A 23,280-nucleotide genomic window follows, 5' to 3' on the forward strand; every position below is an offset into this window, starting at 1 on the left:
GAAAAACTCCTGTTGAGGCGAGCCGCGGCAATTATTACCGCAAAACTGTCTCGCTATTGGGATCGACGATCCAGCCTGGGCCAGATCGACATGCGTTTCGGAAAAATTTCGCCCCGGTTCCCGGGAGAATGCCCGAATCGGCCGGCTGAACCGTCCGTGCGCCTACTGCCCCCGGACCATGATCAGCGGATCGGCGCTGTCGGGCACTTTTCGCCACTGCGCGTTGTCGTCCGCCTCGAACTGCCAGGTCTCGCCCTTGGCCGACATCAACAGCATCTGTCCATGATCGAGCCGCCATTGCGTCGGTGCGAAAGCCGAGATCGCGGCATCGCATTTCGGCTTCAGAAAGACCTGGAAATTATCCTGGCTGGCCTCGGTGTTGGTCAGCGTCAGGCCGCAGATCGCCTGGCCGTTGCCGCGAACCATCGACCAGTCGCCGATCATCTGGTCCATCGATTTGGCCAGCGAACGGGCGGCCGCGAGGTTTTGCAGGATGTAGACGCCCTCACCGGTGCGCAAGCCCTCGAAGATGCCGCTCTCGACTTCGGTGAAGTCGACCACGGCCTCGCCGTTGGCACTCTGCAGCCGGACGATATCGCCGAGGCCCTTGATGTTCCAGGCGACGATATCCTTGGTGAACGGCAGCGCCGCCGCACAGCCGGGCTCGAGTTCGAGCTTGAGGCCCTGCGCCGTCGTATCGCTTTTCAGCGTGACGACGCAGGTCTTGCTGCGATCGGTGGTGGCGAGCTCCCACTGGCCGACCATGTCCTTTTTCAGGGTCGAGGCATCCTGCGACCACACCGGCGATCCCGAGGATCCCAGCACGGCGAGCAGCGCCAGCGGCGCTGCAACCGCGACCCGGATGCGACCGCCGGACATCAGCGCCCCTTCACCGGAGTCTCCGCGACGGGCGTCAGCGGCGGCTTGCCGGCAAACCAGTTCTTCAGATTGTCGACGACGAGCTGATCCATCGCATTGCGCGTGACCACGGAGGCCGAGCCGATATGCGGCAGCAGCACGACGTTCTGCATCGCCTTCAATTCATCCGGCACATTCGGCTCGTTGGCGAACACATCGAGCCCGGCCGCCAGAATGGTCCCCGACTTCAGCGCCGCGACCAAAGCCTGCTCGTCGACGACCGAGCCGCGCGCCACATTGATCAGCACGCCGCGCGGCCCAAGCGCCTTGAGCACGTCGGCATTGATCATCTTCGCGGTGGCGGCGCCGCCGGGCACGATCACGATCAGCGTGTCGACCGCCTTCGCCATTTCCATCAGGTCGGGATAATGCTTGTACGACACGCCTTCGGCTGGCTTGCGCGAGTGATAGGAGACCGGAACGAGTGACGCTTCCAGACGTCGTCCGATCGCCTGGCCAATCCGGCCCATGCCGACAATGCCGATCTTGCGATCGCGCAGCGAACCGACGCTTAAGGGGTAATTCTGCGTCTGCCAGAGGCCCGAGCGCAGATAGCGGTCGGCCTTGACGAATTCGCGCAGGGTCGAAATCAGCAGTCCCATCGCGACGTCGGCGACCTCTTCGGTCAGCACGTCGGGCGTATTGGTGACGACGATATTGTGCTCGCGCGCGTAAGCGGAATCGACGTGGTCGTAGCCGACGCCGAAGCTGGCGACGATCTCGAGCTTTGGAAAGTGCGACAGCGCCGTCCTGTCGGCCGGCACCGTATGATAGGTGACCGCGATGCCGCGGGTCCTGGCCAGCACATCGGGCGTCAATCGCTCGAGGTCGCCCCGGCTTTCCGCCATATGCAGGACGAACTGGTCCGAAAAGCCGTTCTCGAGGATCGGCCTGACCGGCCCGTAGACCAGCAAATCGACCTTTTCAGAGGAGATATTTCCGGCAGTCATCAGTTTTCCTTTCCAAGCGCGCTTTCGTGCCAGCGCCGCAGTACCAGATGCGAAATTAGCGCCAGCACACCATAAATGACAATCCCGGCGAGCGAGAGCAGCAACAGCGCCGCGAACATTCGGGGAATGTTGAGACGATAGCCGGACTCGGCTATGCGAAAGGCAAGACCGGAACCGGCGCCCGCGGTCCCCGCCGCGATTTCGGCGACCACCGCGCCGATCAGGGACAGGCCGCCTGCGATCCGCAAGCCGCCGAGGATGAAGGGCAGCGCGGCCGGCAATTTGAGGTAACGCAGCGTCTGCAGCCGCGACGCGCCATAGAGCTGAAACAGCCCGGCCAGATTGCGATCGACCGAATTCAGTCCGAGCGTGGTGTTGGAAAGCACCGGAAAGAAGGCCACGATCCAGGCGCAGACGATCACAGCGGTCTGTTGCTGCAGATAGATCAGCAACAGCGGCGCAATCGCAATCACCGGCGTGACTTGCAGGATCACGGCATAGGGGAACAGCGAATATTCCAGCCATTTCGATTGATTGAACAACAGCGCCAGCGCGACGCCGCCGGCTGCCGCGGCCACGAACCCTTCAAGCGTCGTCAGCAGGGTAACGCCCAGCGATTGCGACAGCACCGGCCAGTCGCTGACCAGTGTCTGAAACACCGCCAGCGGCCCCGGCAGCACATAGGGCTGAATATCGTTGACGCGGACCACGAATTCCCAGATCGCGATGCCCACGGCAAGCACGACGACGGGAAGCAGCAGGCGGAAAAGGTTCTGCGTTGAACTCATGCGCCTGACAGCCCGGAGTAGGACGGCGCCAGCGCACGCGAAACCTCGCGGCAGTAGCCGGCATAGCCGGCCGACATCCGAAAATCCTCGACCCGCGGTTCCGGCGTGTCGATGCGAAACTCGGCGCTGATGCGTCCGGGCCGCGACGTCATCACGATCACCCGCTGCGACAGATAAACCGACTCGAACACCGAATGGGTGACGAAGATGACGGTCTTGTGCAGATTGCGCCACAGCGCCAGCAGATCGTTGTTGAGCCGGAAACGGGTGATCTCGTCGAGGGCCGCGAACGGCTCGTCCATCAAAAGGATATCCGGATCGGTCACCAATGCGCGCGCCAGCGACACCCGCATCTTCATGCCGCCGGACAATTCGCGCGGATAGGCGTCGGCAAATTCGGCAAGTCCGACCTGCGCCAGCGCCTCGCTGACACGCGCATCCGCTTCCCCCGCCGGCGCCTGCGCGAGTTTCAGCGGCAGCCGGACATTTTCCCGCACGCTGGTCCACGGCATCAGGGTCGGCTCCTGAAAGACGAAGCCGATGGCATGTCCCGCGCGCGCCGTGCGACGGGACAATTTGACCGTGCCTGAACTCGGTGCGCTAAGCCCCGCGATCAGCCGCAAGGCGGTCGATTTTCCGCAGCCGGAGGGGCCGAGCAGGGAAACGAATTCACCCCTGACCACATCGAGATCGAGCGGTCCCAGTGCGGTCACGCCATTGTCATAGATTTTCGTCACGCCACGCAGGCTCACCGCGAGCCCCGCCGCGCGGACGCCGGTTTCGGACAAGGTGGACTCCGCCATCGGGTTCAGTTCTTCGGCCGCAAATCGACACCAACGGCCTTGTTGGCAAAGCGCAGCGTGTACGCTCGCCGATAATCGATGTCACGGCGGACGACGCCGGCACGGACCATCTTGTCGAAGAAGCTCGCCATCCGCTCATCGGTCATGGCGCCGATTCCGTTCTTCAGGGAATCGCCGGAATCGACGATGCCATACTCCTTCATCTTGCTGACGGAATAGGCCAGCAGCTCGTCGGTCATGTCAGGGTTGAGCTGCTTGATCATCGCATTGGCCGGCTTGTTGTCGCCATAGAGATAATGGTACCAGCCGATGACGGACGCGTCGACGAAGCGCTGCACCAGGTCGGGCTTCTTGTCGACGATCTCGCGGCGGGTCTCGATCAGGGTCGAATAGCTGTTGAAGCCATAGTCGGCCAGCAGGACAATTCCGGGCTTGAAGCCTGCGGCCTTTTCGACCGCGTAGGGCTCGGAGGTGACATAGCCCTGCATCGCGCTTTGCTTGTTCACGATGAATGGCTGCGAGTTGAAGGTGTAGGGCTTAACCTTGCTCTCGCTGAAGCCATATTCGGATTTCAGCCACTGGAAATAGCTCGTCATCCCTTCCTTCGACACCAAAAGCGTCAGCGGCTTCAGATCCTCGAGCTTGGTAACTTTCACTTCCGGATGGGTCAGCAGGACCTGCGGGTCCTTCTGGAAAATGGCGGCCACCGTCACCAGCGGCACGTTGTTGGCGACCGCATCGAATGATTGCAGCGTGTTCGCGCTCATGAAGAAGTCGAGCTTGCCGGCGGTCAGCAGCATCCGGTTGTTGTTGTTGGGGCCGCCGGGCACGATGGTGACGTCGAGCCCGTAATTCCTGTAGGTGCCGTCGGCAACGGCCTGGAAGAAGCCGCCATGCTCGGCTTCCGCGACCCAATTGGTTCCGAACGAGACCTTGTCCAGGGTCTGGGCGCGCGCGGGCACGAGCGCCGTAATAACGGCGAAAACAGCCGCGGTTAACGCTCGCGGCAAAAAGGCCGGGTTCATGGTTGGACTCCGTCGATCATTCTGGCCCATGATAGGTGGTTGTGGACGTGGATCACGTCCTCTGGGCGTGAATCACGCCCCAGGCGTCGATCACGTCCGCGGAAGGACTAACAAACTACCTCGCAAATTCAACCAATGAAACGCTTCGCTTGATGACCTCTCCCCTCCCGCCCCGCGACTGGACCGATATCCATTGGCCCGATATCGCAGCGAGCGAGCCCGCGCGCTGGATCGCGGTGCTGCCGCTGGCGGCGACCGAACAGCACGGCCCGCATTTGCCTCTCGGGACCGACGTCATGATTGCGGAGGCCTATCTGGCGCGGGTGCGGGAACGTCTGGCGGACACGATCCCCGCCACCTTCCTGCCGCTGCAGCCGGTCGGCATTTCCACCGAACATCTCCATTATCCGGGCACGCTGACGCTGCCCACGGACGTCGCGTTAAAGACCTGGATGGCGCTCGGCGAGAGCGTCGCGCGCGCCGGAATCCGCAAGCTGGTGATGGTGACGAGCCATGGCGGCAACAGTGCGGCCATGACGCTGGTCGCGCAGGATTTGCGCGCGCAGCACGGACTTTTGGTAGTCACCACGAGCTGGTCGCGCTTCGGTACGCCGGAGGGACTGTTTGCAGCGGAAGAATTGCGCCACGGCATCCATGGCGGTGCGATCGAAACCTCGATCATGCTGGCGCGCTATCCGGAAACGGTGCGCCAAGCGGCGATCGCGGATTTTCGTCCCGCCAGCATCGCGATGGAAAAGGATTATCGCTGGCTTTCGGCGCACCGGCCGGCGCCATTCGCGTGGCAGGCGCAGGATATCCATCCGAGCGGCGCCGCCGGAGACGCGACACAGGCCACCGCCGAGAAGGGCGAACAACTGCTCGATCACGGCGCCCGCGCGTTCTGCGAATTGCTGGCCGATGTCGATAACTTCGACGTGATGAAGCTTTCGGACGGTCCCCGCGGGTCGTCTAAGTAGCTGTATTAACTGGCGAATAGTCCATATCCAGAGATCGTCGATCGCGATTCGAACCGGAATCGAAAAGCCTCCGTCCAACTGGGCATGCGGACCACATGGCCGCTTAAAACCGGATGGAGTTTCTCATGTCGATCAAGACCAGGATTGCCGCTGCTGCCCTCGCCGCCCTTGCCGTTACCGGCACGATCGCGTCCACCACGACCCAGGCACAAGCCAAGCCGATCGGCTGGGGCTGGGGCGTTGGCGCCGGCCTCGTCGGCGCCGCGATTGTCGGCAGCGCGATCGCCGCCAGCAATGACGGCTACTACTACGACGGTGGCTATCGCCGCTGCGTCTGGGTTCGCCGGTTTGTCTAATTGATTTTATTGATGATTTTTGTTAGTTACCTACGGCGTTACCTACATCTTTAGCCCGGGCAATGCTGGCAATACGTTTTCCAACCGGCTAGACATCCGCCTGCACTGTGCTAGACCCGCGTCAGTTCTACAGTCTCGCTACCGGAAAAAGCGCCGCGTTTTAAGCGCCTCTTGGCCGGGCTCCGCAAGGGGTTGGCGATCCAAGATTGTAGACGCCTCCCGCTGATATCGTCCCCACGATACGGGATCAAGGCCGACGCACACGCAAGGCATGGGTTCTCCAATCTCTGGAGGGCTGCATGCCCGTGCTCGAAGTCAGTACTATTGAACCCGCTGCGCTGTCGCCGAAAGGGACGGCCGTTTATCTGTCGCTCTCGAAGCGCACTATCTCCAGCCTCATCGCTGACGGCGCGCTGATCGCAAAGCAGTCCGGTGGACGGACGCTTGTCGATTTCGAGAGCGTCAAGAAATACTACGCGGGATTACCCGTGAAGACCGTCTCGGCATCGATACCGAACGCGCCTCGATTGTCGAGCCGCGTGCGGCATACCGTGGCCCCGGATCGCCCGGCTCAAGGGCCGGGTGTGGCACGGGTCAAACGGCGGGTTCGTCGCCGATGAGGGTGTCACCGCGAGGATCAAGCCGCGCCGACGCAAAGCTTGGGAAGCTGCCGTTCTACCATTGAACTACGCCCGCAAATCAATGACTTAGCTAAGTTCGACCTTCTATTTTAGTGGCCATTTGGTGGACACGAGCGGCCGTCGAACCTGCCCTACGAAGGCCTTTATACTGAATGTTTCGGCGCAATCTAGTGTGCTTTGGCAACGAGGTGAAACAGGACCACGACCTTGCCAAGGTCGGGGTCGAGGGTTCGAATCCCTTCGCCCGCTCCAAGACTTAGCTGACCTTACCACGGTCGGTCTTTCTACAGGGGTAACGCCTGGGGTAACAACGTCCGTTATGCGGACGACTATCTCAAGGTTCGAATCCTAGTTCCCCAGCCACCACGACGCTACAGCCCTGAGCATCTTGAGTTTTTTCGGTCCGGCATGCCCCTCTTGCCGAGACACGGTCAATATGCTCCCACAATGCTCCCACATTACGAAGAAGCGCGGCGTGTATTACTACCGCCGTCGTGTCCCAAAAAGCCCCGGCAGAGAGGTTGTACTGTCGCTGCGGACGCGCGTGTTCCGCGTGGCAGAGTGCCTGGCAACCGGGTTGGACCAAGAGTTTGGAATGCGGGCTTCGTTGCCTTCACGAACGCTTCGAACAGCTCCCAACAGCTGAGGCCTGCCGCATGGTTGGTGCGGCCCTCGGTAAACTGTGGGAAGCTCTCGGGCGTCGGGTCGGGTGAGTAGTCCCCGTTGGCACGACGCTCTAGAAGCGAGAAGGCCGAGGGGAGATTATCGCTCACGGCGTCAACAAAGCGCGCGTAGGCCTCGTCGTTTAGAGCGATCCCCTCACTCGCGAGGAACCTTGCAACACGCGCCTCCTCGGCAATCTGAGGTCTTACGGCCTCGCGTACTCCCCGCTCCTTGGCCCACTCCCAGCGCGGATCAGCTTTGGCGTCGTCGAGGTACGTATCGGGCGCGTGTGGATGGATTACATCCCATACGAGACTGTTACCCAAGTCTCGCCAGCGTTTCGCAGGTCCGGGGTCGCTCTCGTGCTGCTTCACGTACCAAGTGTACCAACGCCCTGCGAGGGCCATTGTGTTGAGCCTCGTGAGCGGGATGCCTTCACCGTTCCTCTCGGCGCGGAGGGTTGCGATCCTTGTTTCCATCTCCGCCAGCCATTCAGCATGGCGCGTCTTTGCTTCGTGGTGCGGGGTGTCCCTTGGCAGTCTCAGCTGGACTCACTTCCGCTTTCAGCGGCATAGCGGACGAGATGGCCGGATTTGCCGCTCGCCAACCCGGTCGCGAATGACCCAAATCGGACGAGGACATCTAGTGCGATCATCGCCGGGTTAGCGGGCCCGCAGCGTGTGCAGCGTTGGCCCCGGTGGGGTCGCCTTTGGGAGGTCGCTTGACGATCTTGTCCACGTTTTTCGACCAGTTGCCGTAGTAAGCGAAGCCGCACAAAATCGCGATCCCGGCGGCACTAATCAGAACTTGCACAAGAAACGTACCGGAACTGATCGTCAGCAGGAAGTAGCCGAGGAATGAAAGAAACACCCCGACGCAGAAGACCCGTAGCGATTGCTGCCCGCATGTGATCAATGGATCGAAGATGGGCCATTCGAGCCCTTTCCAGTCTTTCGGAAGGAACCGGGTCACAAGCAAAACGATGACCACGAAATGTAAGGCACGATAGGGCGCGAGATTGGTTTTGTCATTGGGATTGAAGGCGTCGTAGAGCCACGCTGGCATTGCTTCGCGGATTGTCTCGAAGGGTCCGGCCAACGTCATGATCAGCGCGAACAGGAGGTAGCCGAACCCGAGATAGACCAGCCATTGCGAGGTCACGATAGGCTGCACCTTGATGCCTCCACCGAGCGCGGACCACGCGCCCAGACAGAACAGAAATTGCCAGCAGAAGGGATTGAAGAACCAAGTGCCTTCGGGATACGCGGCAAGGTTCCAACCAAAGTGACGGGCTGCAAAATAGAGAACAAGTGAGGCCAGCATCGAGAGGTTGGGACGCCGCAGCATGATCCACAACACGAACGGAAATACCGCCATCAACACGATATAAAGGGGAAGGACATCAAGATTGAGCGGTTTGAACCGCAGCAGAAGGCCTTCCAGCAACGTTGCGAAAGGCCTGACGCCGAACCAAGCCGTGTTGAACTGATGGACTATGTTTTCAAGCTGGAAGCGGAACGCGACATAGCCAACTACCGCGAGGTAGACTACAAGCACTATCACATGCGCAAGATAGAGTTGCCAGACGCGCCTCCACAGCCGCGTTGCTCCTATCACAAAGCCGTAGTCTCGCATCATGCGACCAAACACTAGCGCGGCGGTGTATCCGGAAATGTAGACGAAGAGATCGGCTCCATCACTGAATCCATAGTTCCGTGTCGTGATCCAATTGACCGCGTTGTTTGGCATATGATTGAGGAATATTGCCCAATTGGCGATGCCACGGAGCAAGTCGAGACGCAAGTCTCGTCCCTTGGGGGGAAATACGGCTTTGATCTCCATCGTCCCCTCGCTGGCCGGTCGCTTTTTAGGGAGCATGGCCCAAGGTCTGTCGGGCTTGATCCAGATCAAAGAGATCTTCTCAGCTCGGGCTCCAAGTACCGCTAGAGGCCCTTGAGGAACGCACAATGAAACTTCTCAGCGCGCTGGTTCTTATCGGATTGGTACTCAGCCCCGCTTTCGGTCAAACACCTGTGCCGCGTTCTCAAGTGCCGCCTTCTCAACAGAATTTGGGGAGTGCGGTGACCTATGAGGATTGTGTCACCAGATGCAAAGCATGCGGCACCGGCAGAAATCCTGACTGCATGCGCAATTTCTGCTCGGGGAAACCTCACCGAAAGCCGGGGGCTGCGCCTCTGCCAGTCGTTTGCCCCGACGCGGAATAGCGGCGTCACTCGCCGAGGGACGAGGTAAATGTTGGCTTATGGCCCATCGCGTCATTTCGCTGCGCTGCGGAAGTTGGTCGCTATGTGCGGATAGCGGACTTTCTGGCGAGCCTCCTGCAACTGCAACCATGGATTTTCTCGCACCAGATACCCTCGGTAAGTGCGGTCGCGCGTTACCCGCGCCGGTCACCACTCCCGGAGGACCCGCGCGACAGATTGCGGAGGGTCCGCCATCCTTCGACGGCCCCCGCCAGCGGGCGCATCACCGACCTCAAGGGCTTGATCTAGATCAAGACCGCGCCTTCGGGCGCAGGCATGTAAACAGCTTTGCTGAAGAGGGTTAGAAATGAACTGGCTTGGCCCCTTGTTCGGCATTGCAATTGCGTTGTCTGGTCAAAATGCATTCGCCAAGAACCGTTTGACCGACCCCGTTAAGATTGCACGAGAATGCAAAAGTGACTTGGAGCTCTTGTGTAAAGGACTTCGTCCCGGCGGCCAGCGCATCATAAGCTGCCTCAAGGAGAGGCTGACCGAATTGTCGCCCGCGTGCTCGGCCGCATTCAAGTCAACGGAATAACGGAGGCCAAGGCGATCCGCTCCAAATGAGGCGGTCATTGCCGTCGCTTCACAAGTGGAGCATACCGATGTGGGTTCTGATGTACGTCTTCTCCTACTCCGTCAGTCCGGCCGCTACAAACGACAGGGCGGAATGGAGGCTCCGCCCAACCGTGGTGTTTCAGGAGTTCTCGAATGAAGAGCGATGCAGGGCGGCCAAGTCGACACTTGAGGGCAGCTTAAAGGAGGCAGGAGCCAAGCTAAAAAGTGGTTTGGAAGACTTGAAGACCGTAGGCAATGCTGACCCCGCGCAGATCATCATTGCCTATAACGTGGAATGCCTTCCGAAATAAAGTCGGCGACCACGACCGCGCCATCATCGCCTCGACGCGACAGGCGGCAGACACCGCGCGACGGACAGGCGACCGATAGCGGACGGCATCGCCACGCGCTGCATCACGACGACGCGGAGAGGCGACGGGGGCGAGGCCGCAGGAAGGCCGTACAACGCGCCGGGGAATCCCGCAAGTGCAGCGCTCGAAAAATGCGCATGGTGAACGGTCGCTGTGAACCACGCGCGCGACCGGCCGCCGCCCCTGCTGCGGCGCCACCTGCGGCCCAGCAACCTGCGGCTGGTCCGGCCACGACGCGTTGACCGGCGCGCGCAAGCGCTAGCGCGGACCATGTAACGCGCGGGCAATGGCCAGCGTCGAGCACGTCTCACCGTGAGACGCTCGTCACCGTCGCCACGACGGGGGAACGGGCTGCCCGCAAGCGGCGGGCGCGAGGCCGCAGGAGGCCGCACAGCGCGCCGGGGCTATGGGCCACAGGGACACGCCGGACAGGCCGCACCAGCGCATAGGCGGATCTCCGCAAGCCCGTTCCGATCATTCCTGTTAGCCAACGCCGGAAAAACGCTAAATCATTCAAGGCGCGCGCAATTGACTTTAGACAAGGCACCGCATTGAATTCATTGGAAAGCGGCACAACCACACGACTTGATGTCTAGTCACATTTTCGGCCTGTTGAAAACGAAAGAAATGCCTGAAAATAAAGGACTTCTTCGATTTGTGCCGTGCGAACGAAGGGCCGCCCGGAAGCCGCCGGGCCCCGATAGGCCCGAGTTTCACCGTGGGCTGCAGGTTACCCGGCTCCCGACCTGAGAATGAAGCGCCGGTCGATTTTTTGTACCGGGCGGGCATTCATCGGGTAGAGCTTTGCGAAGCGGGCAATATCAGTCTCGGCCACCTCGACGTGGTGAGCGAGCACGATCCAATCGACTGACTGGCTGCACGGCGGCGTCGTGAGAGAGCCCTCGTAGTGATAGTAGCCGCGCTCAGCCGGTAACAAGCGGCTTGGGTCAATGCTGGGATCGGCGGAAACAGGCGCTCCGGCTTCCTGTGGCATCGTCGAAACAATCTTGTTGAACACCGCATTTTTCTTGCCCGGGACAATGAACACGCCGACGACCGCAAGCCCGCCCGCTGCCGCCGCGTGGACGAAGTGCGCTTCCATCCCGAAGCGTTTGCCATCGACGAGGTGTTCGCTGGGATGATGGAAGTGAAACTGTGTCAGCCTAAAGCTGCGGTCACCCAGTTGGAGGGTATCGCCCTCAAGGGCGTTGAGTTGGATCGTGTGGCCGTTGTTGACGATGGTCTCCGGGCGCTTGCTCCAGTTGATCTTGAGCGACGGCTGGCGTGCGGTGACAGCACTGGTGATGTCGATGGGCGACTGCTGGCTACCAATCGAGCACGTCGCGTCCGCTCCATCGAGGTCGCCCCACTTTTCGGGGCCGGTCGTCCCCTCGTAACTCCAATGATGGCCTTCCTCAGCAACGCCAATCGATGCACACAGCGGACACAGCGCAATGCCCGCGAACATCTTCAATACTTGACGACGACGCATGATCGCCTCCCTGCAAGCTGTGTCTGCCAAAGGAGGAACAAACGCCCGGCGAACGGCAGGCGACCTTGATCTTGATCAAAGGACCGAGACGGCTTGGCCCTTGACGGGTTTATGGCGGGTCCTACCGGATTGCCGTTCCAAGCCCCTTGGCCGCCGGGCCCGCCCCATTGAGCCAGATCAACACTCGGCCCGCCCCATCCTCGATCATCCCGCCATCGCATCCGACGGGGGAGGGGAACCGTGCAATCTCTGCTTAAAGAAATCCGGCACAGCCCGCTGCTGTGGATGCTTGTTTTCGTCCCCCTTGTATTGGTGGCCGAAAAGGCCGCGCCGGAGGCACATACGCTTCTGTTTGTGCTCGCGGTCCTTGCCATCGTGCCGCTGGCAGCACTTCTCAGCCACGCGACCGAGGCCGTCGCCGCCAAAACGGGCGATGCAGTTGGCGGTCTGCTGAACGCGACGCTCGGCAACCTCACCGAGCTAATCATCGCCGTGACCGCGCTGCATGCGGGCCAGTACATGCTGGTGAAGGCGTCAATCGCGGGCGCAATCGTCACCAACGCCCTGTTCATGCTGGGCGCCTGCCTCCTGCTCGGCGGGCTGCGCTACCACGTGCAGGAGTTCAACCGGGCCGGCGGGCGGCTCTATTCCGGGCTGTTGCTGATGGCGACGGTCGCCCTGCTCGCCCCGTCGGCGGTCGCCGATCTCGACCTCGCGCACGGCGAGGCGATCATGCAGAAGCTGAGCGTCGGCCTCGCCGTCCTGCTTATCATCGCCTATGCGCTCGGTCTGTTGTTCTCGCTCGGAACTCACAAGGAACTGTTCGCAAGCGCGGAGCATGGCGAAGGCGAGGAACACTGGCCAATTGGCGTTGCCGTCGGCACGCTGCTCGCCGTGACCGTGCTGGTGGCGCTGGTGAGCGAGATCTTTGTCGAGTCCGTGCAGAAGGCGGCGGAGACTTTCGGGATGAGCCCGGCCTTTGTCGGCTTCATCATCGTCTCGCTGGTCGGCGCAGCCGCTGAGTTTGCGGTCGCCTTCTCTGCGGCGCGCAAAGACCGCCTCGACATGAGCGTCAGCATCGCGCTCGGCAGCGCCTCCCAGATCGCGCTGTTCGTGGCGCCCGCGTTGGTGCTGCTCAGCTACGTCGTGGGGCCGTCGCCGATGAGCCTGCAATTCTGGCCGGGCGCGGTAACCATGGTGATGATCGCGACCGTGACGGCGAGCTTCATCACAAGCAGCGGGCGCTCGGCGTGGTTCATCGGCGCCCTGCTGATCTTTATCTACGCCGTCTTCGCGCTGACGCTCTACGTCGTGCCGCCGGGGACGCAAGGACCGGGATAAATCTCGGAAGACGTGTTACCTGCCCCGCCCCTTAGACTAGAGCGGTTTTCGGTTGATGTGAATCGGAACAGTAAGGGGGTTCCCAAAGGCGCGCAAATCAGATTCGGGTTGCTTTGACAGCAACAGTGAGGTCGCGCGATGGCGAAGGGATACTCGAAGGACCTCAGGTCGCGGGCGGTCGCGCTTGTCGAAGACGGCGAGAGCAGACGGGAGGCGGCGCGGGTGCTCGGTCTCGGCGCCTCGACCGCAATCCGCTGGATCGAGCGCTGGGCGACAACGGGCAGTGTAGCGGCATTGCCCGGCACGGGCCACAGTCGCTCGCCGCTCGAGGCGCATCGCCAATGGCTGCTTGATCTGGTCGCAGCGGAGCCGGACTTGACGCTCGAAGAGATTCGCGCTCGGCTCAAGTCCGAGAGGCGGCTGAAAACCGGTACGACCTCGGTCTGGCGTTTCTACGAACGCCATGACATCACGTTCAAAAAAAACTCTGCACGCCGCCGAACAGGATCGTCCTGATGTCGCTGCAGCGCGTGCCGAGCTGAAGCTCGAGCAATCCAAGCTTGACGCGCCGCGCCTCGTCTTCATCGACGAGACGGCGGTTACGACCAAGATGGTCCGGCACCGCGGCCGCTCACCACGTGGTGAGCGTCTCGTTGCGAGCGTGCCGCACGGCCACTGGAAGACGCTGACGCTCATTGCCGCGCTACGCATCAATGGCCTGACGGCGCCTTATGTCATTGACGGCGCCATGGATGGGCCATCGTTCCTCGCTTACGTTGAGCAGATCCTCGCGCCGACGCTGCGCAAAGGCGATATCGTCTTCATGGATAACCTGCGCACCCACAAGATCGACGGCGTTCGCCATGCGGTCGAAGCGGTCGGCGCCAAAGTGCGCTATTTGCCGGCCTACTCGCCGGATCTCAATCCGATCGAAATGGCATTCTCGAAGCTGAAGACGGCGCTGCGCAAGGGTGCCGCTCGCACCGTAACAACGCTGATGAAGCTGATCGGCAAGCTCATCAAGACATTTGCACCCGAGCAATGCGCGAACTACTTTCGACATGCCGGATACGCGTAGTGACCCACATCAAGTGGAAACCGCTCTAGGACATGTACTTGTAAATCGCGAGGCGCGGATTAGCGCGTTCGATGTCTGCTTGTCTCCCAGTTGCAGCGCAAAATTGGACATTGCCCGTAGGTCCGGGTCGGGTCAAAAGCTGACTTCAGACCCGGACTTCGACCCTTCCGCTTCGCCCTCAATAACAGACATTCGTCAGCGTGGACCCTGATCGTCCCCAGCCTCGATATAGCGGTCCCTCCGCAATCGGTCGTCAGGGTCCTTTGGGGTGGTCACCGTGCGCGGGTAACGCGCGACGGCTCCTATCGAGGATATGTGGTGCGAGAAAATCCGCGGTTGCAGTTGCAGGGCTCGCCAGAACGTCCGCTATGCAGCGCGCTCCGGTCAACGCTGCGGTGTGGCGGGAGTAGCCGCAGGTTGCTGGGTCGCAGGCGGCGCCGCGGCAGGGGCGGTGGCAGGTCGCACGCGTGGTTCACAGCGACCGTTCACCATGCGCATTTTTCGAGCGCTGCACTTGCGGACTGCGGCACGCACCTTGGCGTTCGATACGCAGATGCCATCGACCAGTTGACGTCCCAGCCCACATCCTTGGCGAACTGGAATGACCGAATTGTTTGGCTGCTGAAGTGGGACGTACGGCATACTCTGTGCTGAGGACACAACGCACAGCGCGAGGGCAACGACGGTGGGTCTGATCATTGCTTGCTCTCCAGTTGTCACAGAAAGACATCCACTACGCCGCGCGCTGGCGACGGCGCTGATGATTTCACCCTCGGCGTCGAGCACCAAAGGCCAGTGGCATCGCGCCGCTCAATACTGAGGGCAAACCCAATTGCCGTAGGCGTCGTAGCCGCAGCCGCCGCCGCCGCGATAGTAGTAGGACTCCGCCGCTGCGGCGCCGACCGCCGCGGCACCGACCGCCGCCGCACCGTAGCCGCGGTAGGCGCCAGCACGGTAGGCGCCTCCGGCCACGGCGCCGCCGCGCATAGCGACAGCGCCGCCCCGGTGTCCCCGAACCGCGACCGCGCCGCCGCGGTAACCTCCCGCTCGCGCGCCGCCGCCGTGGTAACCTCCTGCGCGCGCGCCGCCGCCGCGGCCGCCGCGGGCGAACGCGTCGTCGGAATGGAAAGTGGTGACCAGCAGCATGGCTGCGGCTTCCGAAGCGATGAGAACTCGACGCAACATTAGCGTCCTCCTTCTTCGAGAGAGGAAAGCCGCGGACACCTGCACATCGCAGCGAACCGCGGGTCCGTCCCAAGCCTCGCGCGTGGAAGCTTCGCGCCCTTGACCTACATCAAAGCTCGCGGTTCCATCTGCGTGAACGAACTGTTCCATCACCCGCCCCAACGCAGCATGCTTCCGGCTCTTGACTTGATCCAAGTCGGAGTATCCTTACCGCGACGCAACAGGAACCAACACGATGGCTGAGACCGTGACCGTTGATCGTCCGCCCGTCGCCAACGGGGCTGCGACCGTCAGCGCGTCGGCATTGGCGTTGCACCTCGATTGCAGCCGCGCGTACATCGGCAAGCTCGAAGCTGAAGGCGTGATCCAGCAGCAGGGTGACGGCTTCCCGCTCGACCAGAGCCGCGTTGCCTATCTGCGATACTAGCGGCGCGAGAGGCGACAGTCGCCGCGCACCGAGGCCGACGCTGATCACGTCAAGGTCAAGACCGAGATTTTGCAGTTGCGCCTGATGGAGAAAAAACGCGAACTGGTGCGCCGGGCGGATGTCGATGCGTTAATCGACGGCATTGCCGGTGTCACGCTGACCGCCTTGTCGAGCCTGCCTGCGCGGTGCGCGCCACGTGGTGATCTGACGATCCGGCGCAGCATCGAGCGGGTTGTGTTCGAGGTCCGCACCGAGATCGCCGCCATCTGCCAGCAGATGGCCGACAAGAACGGCGAGCCGCCGTTGGAGCAACAGGTCTGAGCGATGTGGACTGCCACCAAACCAGATGTGAAGTCCGCTTCCGGGAGGGTAACAGACCAATTGTGCTCAAAGCGAGTTCTTCAGATTTTGACCCAGGCTGTGTGAAAACGTGAAATCTTGCGAACGCTGGAGAATCTACTTCTCAGATCACGCGGCACTGGAGCTCAGTATGCTCTCCGTAGTCTCAGAGGCGGCGTCAGAAGGAATGCTTTTCTCCGCAATTTGCGCGCCGTCGCGTTTTCACACGGCCAAGACCCTCACCGGACATAGGAGTGCCCGTTGCACGCGACTATTGACGAGCCGCGCGGGTATCCCGTCCGGGGCCCGTGGCGGTCATTGACGCTGGTTGTGTTTGCTCCTACCCTCAATCAAGAAGGTGCATGTGGGACGGCTTCGGTGGATGGCATCGGGACAAGCAAATCATGGCTAAGGTGGCTGCTGGCGCAGGGCGCGCTGATCGCCGGTCCTTTGCATGAGCGCCACCGCCGTCATATCGCCGAAGTGCAGTTGCGTCAGCGGTTGGCCGAGCTGGCACGCTCCAATCGCTATTCGGTGGCGGGTGAACTCGCCGCGACAATTGCGCACGAAATCAATCAGCCATTGGGTGCCATGCTCACCAACAGCGAAACGTTGGAGCTGGTGCTGCAATCGCCTTCGCCGGATTTGATGGAATTGAGGGAAATAGCTGCCGACATCCGGCGCGACAATCAACGCGCAGCCGACATTGTTCGGCACCTACGAAATCTCTTGAATAAATCGACACTTGAACTCAGGGAGATCGATCTTAATGAGCCGGTGCGGGACGCTATTCATTTTTTCTCAGTTCTCGCGGTCGCACGAAACGCTAATGTGAGTAGCTCGATTGCGCCGATGCCTTTGCCGGTCAAAGGTAATGTAGTTCAGCTTCATCAGGTTGTTCTGAACCTTATTGTGAACGCGATGGACGCGATGTCGGACTTGCCCGTCGATCAACGCAAGGTCTCAATTACAACCGAGCGCGTGGAAAATTTTGCGGAAGTGTCCGTTTCCGACACGGGACCGGGCATCCCGCCTAACAAACTCAAGGAAATCTTTGCTCCGTTCTTCTCCACCAAAGAGGAGGGAATGGGGATGGGATTGTCCATCGCGCGAACCATCATCGAAGCGCATTGCGGTCAGATATGGGCGGAGAACGCGCCCGCTGGCAGCGCCGTGCTTCACATCAGACTACCGCTTGCAGCGTTCCCAAATTGACTGCTTCTGGCCCAACTTAGACCCGTTCGACGACAGCGAAGATGGCTGTTCTTGGGGCTGAGCGACGTCGGGTCGTGCTGCTGCTGACATCGGTGGCCCTTCTCGGACCTCCCGACATGTCTGCAATTGCGCTGCTACCGGCGGACAAGCGGACATCAAGCGCTCCGGCCAATTTCTTGATGAGTACACGCCCTAGATCAGCACATTGCCGCGCTGCTTGATCGCCCGCAGCCAGTAGGCTTCGCCCTCATTGCGTCGCCCCCCGTTGTGCCCGTCGCGTCATCCACCCCAATCCGTAGCGGCTTGCCTGTCCCGCGCCGCTCGGCGATCCTCTCGCCATGGGGAGCAAATCACGCGAGACCATTTACGGCGCATCGGTCCGGGCGGCGGCGGAGCGGGCGGCGGAAGCACGCAAGGATGCCGACCGGCTCGCCGTCGCTGCTTGGAACAAGCGCATGCTCGGCTTTCAGGGTCCGGCGCAGCCGTCGCCGACGCTGGGCGACGCGATCAACGCCGGGTTGGCTATCTCGAAGTGAAATGCCTTGGCTGCAACACGCATCAGACAGAGTGCTGTTCCACTTCACCTTGTACCGTGAATAAACTGCACAAGCTGTTCAATGACGAATGTTTGGTCGCTGATCTTATCTTTCACCAAATCTCCGATTGAAATGATTCCCACCACGTTTCCCTGATCAATAACGGGAAGATGACGCACCGCCTTTTCGGTCATAATCGCCATGCATTCGTCGACAGATTGATCAGGCCGGACAAAGACGACGCTCGTCTCCATGATATCGCGGACGGGAGTGGTGGGCGATGATCGGCCTTTCAAAAACACGTTCCGTGCATAGTGGCGTTCTGTCATTATGCCTACGAGCTTGTTACCCTCCATCACAACCAGAGAACCGACGTTCTTGTCCGCCATCTTTTTTATGGAATTGAGAACAGTCTCATCCGGCTCAACTGACAAGACCTCATGGCCTTTTTTGTCGAGCAACTGCCTGATGGTTGCCATGTGATGTGACCTTTTGCACGGGCCTTTCAGGCCGCAATCGGCAAGGCGGCTGAGAGACCGAGGCTGATGTGTCGGCCCGAACGAACGGCTTAGGTGCCAGAGCCGCCGTTACGGATGCATTTCAAACCAGACCGCTATGACGACCATCGCCACTACGATGGCGCACCAGACCACTGGCGTCACCCGTTTCGTGCTCCCGCTTCGAGGAGAAGCGTTGGCCGCATGGTTGAATTTCCGATCCATGTCCGCGACATGTAGCAACGGCTCGGATTCCTTGAGTAAGTTGCTCATATGCCACCTCATATGATTGAGAGGCGGAACCGCCCGGCCACGAACCCAATAACCGGGCGGCCTTGACAATGCCGGAACAGTCCGAACCCGTCCGGCAGTTGATCATTATTGGCGATTTTAGCGGACAGAGCGTTGCGGTAGATCAAGCCTTGCGTTGAAGCCTGTAAGCCGCCGTCCTGTTGAGATAGGTCAAAGATCACGACCGACCGCTGTTCGCCTTCGCTGGCATCTGGACGACGTTCAATGGTGAACGTGGCACGAAGTCGAAGCCGGTGCCGGGGCCGCATCAGGTCTACGGCTTTCTCACGATATCCCCGAACGCGGTGGTCGAGCCGATCCATCCGAAGGCCATGCCCGTAATCCTGACCACCGACGAAGAGCGGGACGTGTGGATGCGCGCACCATGGGACGAGGCCAAGGCGTTGCAGCGGCCATTGCCGGACGATGCGCTCAGGATCGTCATGCGCGGGGCCGACAAAGAGGATTGCGCGGCGGCGGCATGACGGATGACCATGGGCTCGGTCTTGGGCCTCTCGAAGTCCTTGGAGGGTCGAGAGAGGCTTGGGGCCGGGCCCTAGATTTGGCGAAATGCGCTGAAAGCCGCTGACTGAGGATAAAAGAAAACCCCCTTGTTTTAAAGGGTTTTGTTGCTTTCAGGACCTTTCACCGGATACCAAAATATAGCCCACACGACTTCGCCCTCCGCGATAGCGCCGCCCGTCTGGCGATGCTGGCGCGTCCACCGCATCCCACTTCGCATTCCCGCTGGCGGCGTGAAGGGAGGTGGTAGCGGGGCCGTGGTACTGTGCAGGCGGATGGAGCACAGCGGAACGCGCCGCCCCGGATTTCGGTTCGCTCCATCCGGGCTACGGATAACCCGGTCGCCTGACAATCTCCTGAGGTTGCGCGCATACTTTTTATTATTTCTCTCGAACGGTGTCGCCTCCGCTGGAGGTTCGCATGCACTGGTTGAGGAAGTTTGACGGGCCTGTGGGGCCCCCGCCGGTCATTGGTTGATGACTGACGGGGGCTTTTGTGTCTCTGCAAGAGCATAGACTCCCGCGCGTATCGCTGCTCGCGGCAAAGGAGGCATAGGCCATGTCTACAGAATCGTATACGGCGGCACGTTCGTTTTGCCTGCTGGGTCTCTTGTTTGCTCTGTTTGGTCCAGTCGGAGCGGCGGTCGCGCAGGAGAACGCGATCCGCATCGGCGAGATCAACTCCTACAGTGGAGTCGCCACCGTCTACACCTTCCCTTACAAGGAAGGGTTGATGCTCGCCACCAAGGAGATCAACGATGCCGGCGGCGTCCTCGGGCGCCCGCTCGAGTTCATCCATCGTGACGACAAGCTCAAACCCGACGAGGCCGTCAAGGCCGCGCGCGAGCTCGTGCTACAGGAGAAGGTCGACTTTCTGGCCGGCTGCATCTCCAGCGCTGTGGGGCTGGCGATCTCCGCCTACGCGAAAGACGCCAAGGTGCTGTACTTCGCGACCCACTGCCAGACGTCACGGCTGACCTGGGACGGGGGGCACAGGTACGTCGCACATACCACCAACAACGTGAGCCAATATGCGCGGGCCCTCGCCAAGAGGGCCTCGACGTTGCCGTACACCAGATGGGCGCACATCTCTCCCGACTACGAGTACGGCCAGAACCTCTGGCAGGAGTTCTGGGCGTACCTGAAATACCTCAAGCCCGACGTGCAGCTGGTGCAGCAGAACTGGCCGAAGCTCGGCGAGAGCGACCACAGCCCCTATATCACGGCGCTGCTCCAATCGGGCGCCGAGGCCTTCTTCAGCGGATTGTGGGGAGCGCAGGAGATCGCCTTCGTGAAACAGGCGCGGCCCTTTGGGCTCATGGAAAAGGCCCAGTTCGTCCCGTCCTCCCTCGGCAATCCCGACGAGCTCGATCCGCTCGGCAGGGAAGCGCCCGTCGGCGCCATCACGACCGCTTTCGCGTGGTACGATGACGGGGTGCAGAAGCGACATCCCGCGCTGGACGCCTGGACCAAGAAGTACATCACCTGGGCGACGACGCATGGCATGAAGGACCCCCTGCCCAAGCTCGGCGCCGCGTGGGGCTATGCCAGCGCCTACATCATCGCGGAGGCCATCAGGCGCGCGAAGGCCACCGACCCCGACAAGGTCATCGCCGTCCTGAGCGAGGGATTCGAGATGGAGTTCCCGTGGGGCACGGTCATCATGCGCGGGTGTGACCAGCAGGCTATCCCGCCGCAATGGACCGGGGTGGTGAAGATGGGCGAGGAGGGCAAGCCGATCGTCGCCGACATCGAGGAGATCCACGGGCAAGGACCTCATCAGGAGCTGCGATGAGGTCGCGCAGCTCCGGGCGGCGGCCGCCAGGAACAAATAGCGTTCCGGGACATTCAGCAGGCCCGCGGAGATGACAACGAGTCTTTTCCCATGGATCACCAACGGTCCGCTCATCGCCGTACAGGTGATGAGCGGCCTGAGCGTCGGCATGTTCCTGTTCCTGCTTTCCGTGGGCATGTCGCTGATTTTCGGAGTGACGCGCATTGTCAACCTCGCGCACGGAAGCTTTTACATGGTGGGCGCCTATCTCATGGCGGCGCTCATCGAGGTGCTGCCGGGCAACCCGGTGAGCTTCTGGATCGCGCTCGTGCTGGCACCGATCGGCGTCGCGGTCCTGGGCGGCGTGATCGAGATCACGTTGCTTCGCCGCGTCTATCGCCGCGACCCGATGATGCAGCTCATCCTCACGTTCGCGCTGATCCTGATCATCGGAACGCTCGACGCGTTGCTGGCGGAAACGCTGGCGAAGCATCGGCTGGCGGAGTCGCGGCAGGAAGGGGTCCACCACATCATGTCCAAGACCAGCCTCCTCGATTACGTTATCAGGGGCGCCAGGATCGCTGGCCGCCCGAGTCTGGCGGCGAAGCTGCGGGCACTGCGCCCCCTCGTCGAACCGGGCAACTGATTGCTCTTCCCGACAAGGAATGGCCGGAAGCCGATCCGCCATAACGCCGCCCCGTCGAAGGATTCGACTCCGAAGAGTCAATGATGGCAGATTGCGCCGTCTCGCGGCGGGTCCCCACCAGTGTTCTACACCGTGGGTCTCCACCGTCCGAATCCGGTGGCTCTGGAAACGCCGTATTTTATTGGGTTTTTCGCAACGCTCGCTCGAGTGGCGGAGAGGGAGTCAGTCAACCCCCATTGAAAGATAAAGCACTTTCGACCTTGCCAGACAAAAACCCACTGTTTTAGCTACGGCCGGAAAATGGGTTTCGTTACCGACCCCACGCAATGGATTGCTCATTGGCGATGCCGACGATCAGCCCCTTTTTGCCTTTCAGCGCGACGTGGGTCTCGGGATAAACCAGGATGTTCATGACACTCTCTCGGGTTTCGGGTTGGGCGATTGCCGGTTCTTGAGCAGCGCCAGCGTGTGCTGCGCGATCATCAGCTCTTCATCGGTGAGCACGACATAGACGGGAATCTGGCTGTCGGATCGCGATATCTTGCCGGCGTGGCGGGCATTCTCCGCCGGATCGAGCACGACACCGAGCCAGGTCAGCCTCTCGGCGATGCGGGCTCGGATCGTGGCCGAGTTCTCGCCGATCCCGGCAGTGAACACGAAGGCGTCGAGGCCCTGCAGCGCCGCCGCCAGCATGCCGGCGTTGAGGCCGACCCGGTAGACAAAATAATCGATCGCAAACGCCGCACGCGGGTCGGCGCTGGTCTCGAGCTCACGCATGTCGTTGCTGACGCCGGACAACCCCTTCAAGCCGCAGTCGCGATAGAGGAAATCCTGCACCTTCGATACCGACATGCCCTTTTCCGCGATCAGATACAGCACCACGCCGGGATCGAGCTGACCCGGCCGCGTTCCCATCGCAAGCCCGTCGAGCGCCGTGAATCCCATTGTGCTCTCGACACTCTTTCCGCCCTTTATCGCGCACATCGAGGCGCCGCTGCCGAGATGAGCAACGATCACGTGCCCGCCGGCGATTTCAGGCGCGACCTGCGGCAGGCGTTTTGCAATGTATTCGTAGGAAAGGCCGTGGAAGCCGTAGCGCCTGATGCCTTCGGCATGGAGTTGATGCGGGATCGCGTAGTGATCTGCGAGCGCATCGTGGTCGCGATGGAACGCAGTGTCGAAACAGGCCACTTGCGGAAGCAGCGGGAAATTGCCCAGCAGCGTCCTGATCGCCGCAAGATTATGCGGCTGGTGCAGCGGCGCCAGCGAGACATATCGCTCCAAACGCGTCACTATCGCATGATCGATCAGCACCGGGCGGGCGTGATCCGGCCCGCCATGCACGACGCGATGGCCGACGGCGATGGGGTTGATATTGCATTCGTCGCGCAGCCACGCGCCGGCGACGGACATCGCGGCCGGCACATCGGCCACCGCCTCGATCGGATAGGCCCGGTCGGCCAGCGGATCGCCGGTCGGTCCGCTGGCGCGCAATCGCGGACGGCTGCCGATGCCGTCCATCTGGCCCTTGATCTGCCGCCGCAGCCCGCCCTCGCCTTCCACCGCAAAGACCTGGAACTTCACGCTGGACGAGCCCGCATTGACGACGAGGATCGTATCCATG

The 23,280-nt window shown here is 61.3% G+C and carries 22 protein-coding genes and 2 pseudogenes; 14 read left to right on the forward strand and 10 right to left on the reverse strand.

Annotated features, from left to right (window positions below):
* Positions 1-162: 162 nt before the first annotated feature.
* The 5 genes from NL528_RS42475 to NL528_RS42495 are packed head-to-tail and all read right to left on the reverse strand — an operon-like array spanning position 163 to position 4,484.
* On the reverse strand, positions 163-879 hold the full coding sequence (locus NL528_RS42475; RefSeq protein ID WP_309180295.1) for an AprI/Inh family metalloprotease inhibitor: 717 nt from the start codon (positions 877-879) through the stop codon (positions 163-165).
* On the reverse strand, positions 879-1,868 hold the full coding sequence (locus NL528_RS42480) for a 2-hydroxyacid dehydrogenase (RefSeq protein WP_309180296.1): 990 nt from the start codon (positions 1,866-1,868) through the stop codon (positions 879-881). Before NL528_RS42480 ends, NL528_RS42475 begins: the two co-directional genes overlap by 1 nt.
* Complete coding sequence (locus tag NL528_RS42485; RefSeq protein ID WP_309180297.1) at positions 1,868-2,656, reverse strand: ABC transporter permease subunit; 789 nt, start codon at positions 2,654-2,656, stop codon at positions 1,868-1,870. Before NL528_RS42485 ends, NL528_RS42480 begins: the two co-directional genes overlap by 1 nt.
* A complete protein-coding gene (locus NL528_RS42490) occupies positions 2,653-3,459 on the reverse strand; it encodes an ABC transporter ATP-binding protein (protein WP_309180298.1) in 807 nt (268 codons plus the stop codon). Before NL528_RS42490 ends, NL528_RS42485 begins: the two co-directional genes overlap by 4 nt.
* Positions 3,460-3,464: 5 nt before the next feature.
* On the reverse strand, positions 3,465-4,484 hold the full coding sequence (locus NL528_RS42495) for an ABC transporter substrate-binding protein (RefSeq protein WP_309180299.1): 1,020 nt from the start codon (positions 4,482-4,484) through the stop codon (positions 3,465-3,467).
* 152 nt (positions 4,485-4,636) lie between these two features.
* Here NL528_RS42495 and NL528_RS42500 point away from each other — a divergent pair, with 152 nt between their 5' ends.
* The 4 genes from NL528_RS42500 (at position 4,637) to NL528_RS47400 (ending at position 7,104) form a co-directional block, all read left to right on the forward strand.
* Positions 4,637-5,461 (forward strand): creatininase family protein, encoded by an 825-nt coding sequence (locus NL528_RS42500; protein ID WP_309180300.1) that lies wholly within the window; start codon positions 4,637-4,639, stop codon positions 5,459-5,461.
* 125 nt (positions 5,462-5,586) lie between these two features.
* Positions 5,587-5,817, forward strand: a complete 231-nt coding sequence (locus tag NL528_RS42505; protein WP_309180301.1) for a hypothetical protein — start codon at positions 5,587-5,589, stop codon at positions 5,815-5,817.
* A 299-nt stretch (positions 5,818-6,116) separates the two neighbouring features.
* A complete protein-coding gene (locus tag NL528_RS42510; protein ID WP_309180302.1) occupies positions 6,117-6,437 on the forward strand; it encodes a hypothetical protein in 321 nt (106 codons plus the stop codon).
* Positions 6,438-6,894: 457 nt separating this feature from the next.
* On the forward strand, positions 6,895-7,104 hold the full coding sequence (locus NL528_RS47400; RefSeq protein WP_375143950.1) for a DUF6538 domain-containing protein: 210 nt from the start codon (positions 6,895-6,897) through the stop codon (positions 7,102-7,104).
* A 668-nt stretch (positions 7,105-7,772) separates the two neighbouring features.
* Here NL528_RS47400 and NL528_RS42515 read toward each other — a convergent pair.
* Entirely contained in the window at positions 7,773-9,032 is a 1,260-nt protein-coding gene (locus tag NL528_RS42515) for an OpgC domain-containing protein (protein ID WP_375143951.1), read from the reverse strand.
* Positions 9,033-9,990: 958 nt separating this feature from the next.
* Between NL528_RS42515 and NL528_RS42520 the strand changes: the two genes are divergently transcribed.
* Positions 9,991-10,254, forward strand: a complete 264-nt coding sequence (locus tag NL528_RS42520) for a hypothetical protein (RefSeq protein WP_309180303.1) — start codon at positions 9,991-9,993, stop codon at positions 10,252-10,254.
* Positions 10,255-11,044: 790 nt separating this feature from the next.
* Here the strand turns inward: NL528_RS42520 and NL528_RS42525 are convergent.
* On the reverse strand, positions 11,045-11,806 hold the full coding sequence (locus NL528_RS42525; protein ID WP_309180304.1) for a carbonic anhydrase family protein: 762 nt from the start codon (positions 11,804-11,806) through the stop codon (positions 11,045-11,047).
* 240 nt (positions 11,807-12,046) lie between these two features.
* Between NL528_RS42525 and cax the strand changes: the two genes are divergently transcribed.
* A complete protein-coding gene (gene cax, locus NL528_RS42530) occupies positions 12,047-13,147 on the forward strand; it encodes a calcium/proton exchanger (RefSeq protein ID WP_309180305.1) in 1,101 nt (366 codons plus the stop codon).
* Positions 13,148-13,285: 138 nt separating this feature from the next.
* A protein-coding gene (locus tag NL528_RS42535) for an IS630 family transposase (RefSeq protein ID WP_309177575.1) occupies positions 13,286-14,225 on the forward strand; the annotation gives its coding sequence in 2 pieces (ribosomal slippage) (positions 13,286-13,624 and positions 13,626-14,225; 939 coding nt in all).
* Between the two features lie 810 nt (positions 14,226-15,035).
* On the opposite strand, the gene NL528_RS42540 is transcribed toward NL528_RS42535, so the two are convergent.
* Positions 15,036-15,410, reverse strand: coding sequence for a hypothetical protein (locus NL528_RS42540; protein ID WP_309180306.1), 375 nt, complete (start codon positions 15,408-15,410; stop codon positions 15,036-15,038).
* 235 nt (positions 15,411-15,645) lie between these two features.
* Here NL528_RS42540 and NL528_RS42545 point away from each other — a divergent pair, with 235 nt between their 5' ends.
* The 4 genes and pseudogenes from NL528_RS42545 to NL528_RS42560 all read left to right on the forward strand — a co-directional run.
* A complete protein-coding gene (locus NL528_RS42545; protein WP_309180307.1) occupies positions 15,646-15,837 on the forward strand; it encodes a hypothetical protein in 192 nt (63 codons plus the stop codon).
* Positions 15,838-15,912: 75 nt separating this feature from the next.
* On the forward strand, positions 15,913-16,158 hold the full coding sequence (locus NL528_RS42550; protein WP_309180308.1) for a hypothetical protein: 246 nt from the start codon (positions 15,913-15,915) through the stop codon (positions 16,156-16,158).
* 336 nt (positions 16,159-16,494) lie between these two features.
* Positions 16,495-17,391 carry an ATP-binding protein gene (locus NL528_RS42555; RefSeq protein ID WP_309180309.1) on the forward strand — a complete coding sequence of 299 codons (897 nt, stop codon included), beginning with the start codon at positions 16,495-16,497 and terminating at the stop codon, positions 17,389-17,391.
* Positions 17,392-17,729: 338 nt separating this feature from the next.
* Positions 17,730-17,956 (forward strand): annotated as a pseudogene (locus NL528_RS42560) (hypothetical protein); the annotation flags it as partial.
* Positions 17,957-17,971: 15 nt separating this feature from the next.
* On the opposite strand, the gene NL528_RS42565 reads toward NL528_RS42560, so the two are convergent.
* Positions 17,972-18,406 carry a CBS domain-containing protein gene (locus NL528_RS42565; protein WP_309180310.1) on the reverse strand — a complete coding sequence of 145 codons (435 nt, stop codon included), beginning with the start codon at positions 18,404-18,406 and terminating at the stop codon, positions 17,972-17,974.
* 491 nt (positions 18,407-18,897) lie between these two features.
* Here NL528_RS42565 and NL528_RS42570 point away from each other — a divergent pair.
* The 3 genes and pseudogenes from NL528_RS42570 to NL528_RS42580 all read left to right on the forward strand — a co-directional run.
* Positions 18,898-19,200, forward strand: a pseudogene (locus tag NL528_RS42570) (SOS response-associated peptidase family protein); the annotation flags it as partial.
* A gap of 595 nt (positions 19,201-19,795) precedes the next feature.
* Positions 19,796-21,031 (forward strand): ABC transporter substrate-binding protein, encoded by a 1,236-nt coding sequence (locus tag NL528_RS42575; RefSeq protein ID WP_309180311.1) that lies wholly within the window; start codon positions 19,796-19,798, stop codon positions 21,029-21,031.
* A 70-nt stretch (positions 21,032-21,101) separates the two neighbouring features.
* Positions 21,102-21,656 (forward strand): branched-chain amino acid ABC transporter permease, encoded by a 555-nt coding sequence (locus NL528_RS42580; protein ID WP_309180312.1) that lies wholly within the window; start codon positions 21,102-21,104, stop codon positions 21,654-21,656.
* 408 nt (positions 21,657-22,064) lie between these two features.
* On the opposite strand, the gene NL528_RS42585 is transcribed toward NL528_RS42580, so the two are convergent.
* Complete coding sequence (locus NL528_RS42585; protein WP_309180314.1) at positions 22,065-23,279, reverse strand: acetate/propionate family kinase; 1,215 nt, start codon at positions 23,277-23,279, stop codon at positions 22,065-22,067.
* Between the last annotated feature and the right edge of the window lies 1 nt (position 23,280).

Source organism: Bradyrhizobium sp. Ash2021 (genome assembly GCF_031202265.1).
Taxonomy (GTDB): Bacteria; Pseudomonadota; Alphaproteobacteria; order Rhizobiales; family Xanthobacteraceae; genus Bradyrhizobium.

Coding starts and splice junctions, on each gene's coding strand:
- NL528_RS42510 (WP_309180302.1), top strand. CDS start 6,117: ATGCCCGTGCTCGAAGTCAGTACTATTGAACCCGCTGCGCTGTCGCCG.
- NL528_RS42500 (WP_309180300.1), top strand. CDS start 4,637: ATGACCTCTCCCCTCCCGCCCCGCGACTGGACCGATATCCATTGGCCC.
- NL528_RS42580 (WP_309180312.1), top strand. CDS start 21,102: ATGACAACGAGTCTTTTCCCATGGATCACCAACGGTCCGCTCATCGCC.
- NL528_RS42520 (WP_309180303.1), top strand. CDS start 9,991: ATGTGGGTTCTGATGTACGTCTTCTCCTACTCCGTCAGTCCGGCCGCT.
- NL528_RS42575 (WP_309180311.1), top strand. CDS start 19,796: ATGTCTACAGAATCGTATACGGCGGCACGTTCGTTTTGCCTGCTGGGT.
- NL528_RS42475 (WP_309180295.1), bottom strand. CDS start 879: ATGTCCGGCGGTCGCATCCGGGTCGCGGTTGCAGCGCCGCTGGCGCTG.
- NL528_RS42480 (WP_309180296.1), bottom strand. CDS start 1,868: ATGACTGCCGGAAATATCTCCTCTGAAAAGGTCGATTTGCTGGTCTAC.
- NL528_RS42490 (WP_309180298.1), bottom strand. CDS start 3,459: ATGGCGGAGTCCACCTTGTCCGAAACCGGCGTCCGCGCGGCGGGGCTC.
- NL528_RS42585 (WP_309180314.1), bottom strand. CDS start 23,279: ATGGATACGATCCTCGTCGTCAATGCGGGCTCGTCCAGCGTGAAGTTC.
- NL528_RS42495 (WP_309180299.1), bottom strand. CDS start 4,484: ATGAACCCGGCCTTTTTGCCGCGAGCGTTAACCGCGGCTGTTTTCGCC.
- NL528_RS42545 (WP_309180307.1), top strand. CDS start 15,646: ATGGCTGAGACCGTGACCGTTGATCGTCCGCCCGTCGCCAACGGGGCT.
- NL528_RS42540 (WP_309180306.1), bottom strand. CDS start 15,410: ATGTTGCGTCGAGTTCTCATCGCTTCGGAAGCCGCAGCCATGCTGCTG.
- NL528_RS42505 (WP_309180301.1), top strand. CDS start 5,587: ATGTCGATCAAGACCAGGATTGCCGCTGCTGCCCTCGCCGCCCTTGCC.
- NL528_RS42565 (WP_309180310.1), bottom strand. CDS start 18,406: ATGGCAACCATCAGGCAGTTGCTCGACAAAAAAGGCCATGAGGTCTTG.
- NL528_RS47400 (WP_375143950.1), top strand. CDS start 6,895: ATGCTCCCACAATGCTCCCACATTACGAAGAAGCGCGGCGTGTATTAC.
- NL528_RS42485 (WP_309180297.1), bottom strand. CDS start 2,656: ATGAGTTCAACGCAGAACCTTTTCCGCCTGCTGCTTCCCGTCGTCGTG.
- NL528_RS42525 (WP_309180304.1), bottom strand. CDS start 11,806: ATGCGTCGTCGTCAAGTATTGAAGATGTTCGCGGGCATTGCGCTGTGT.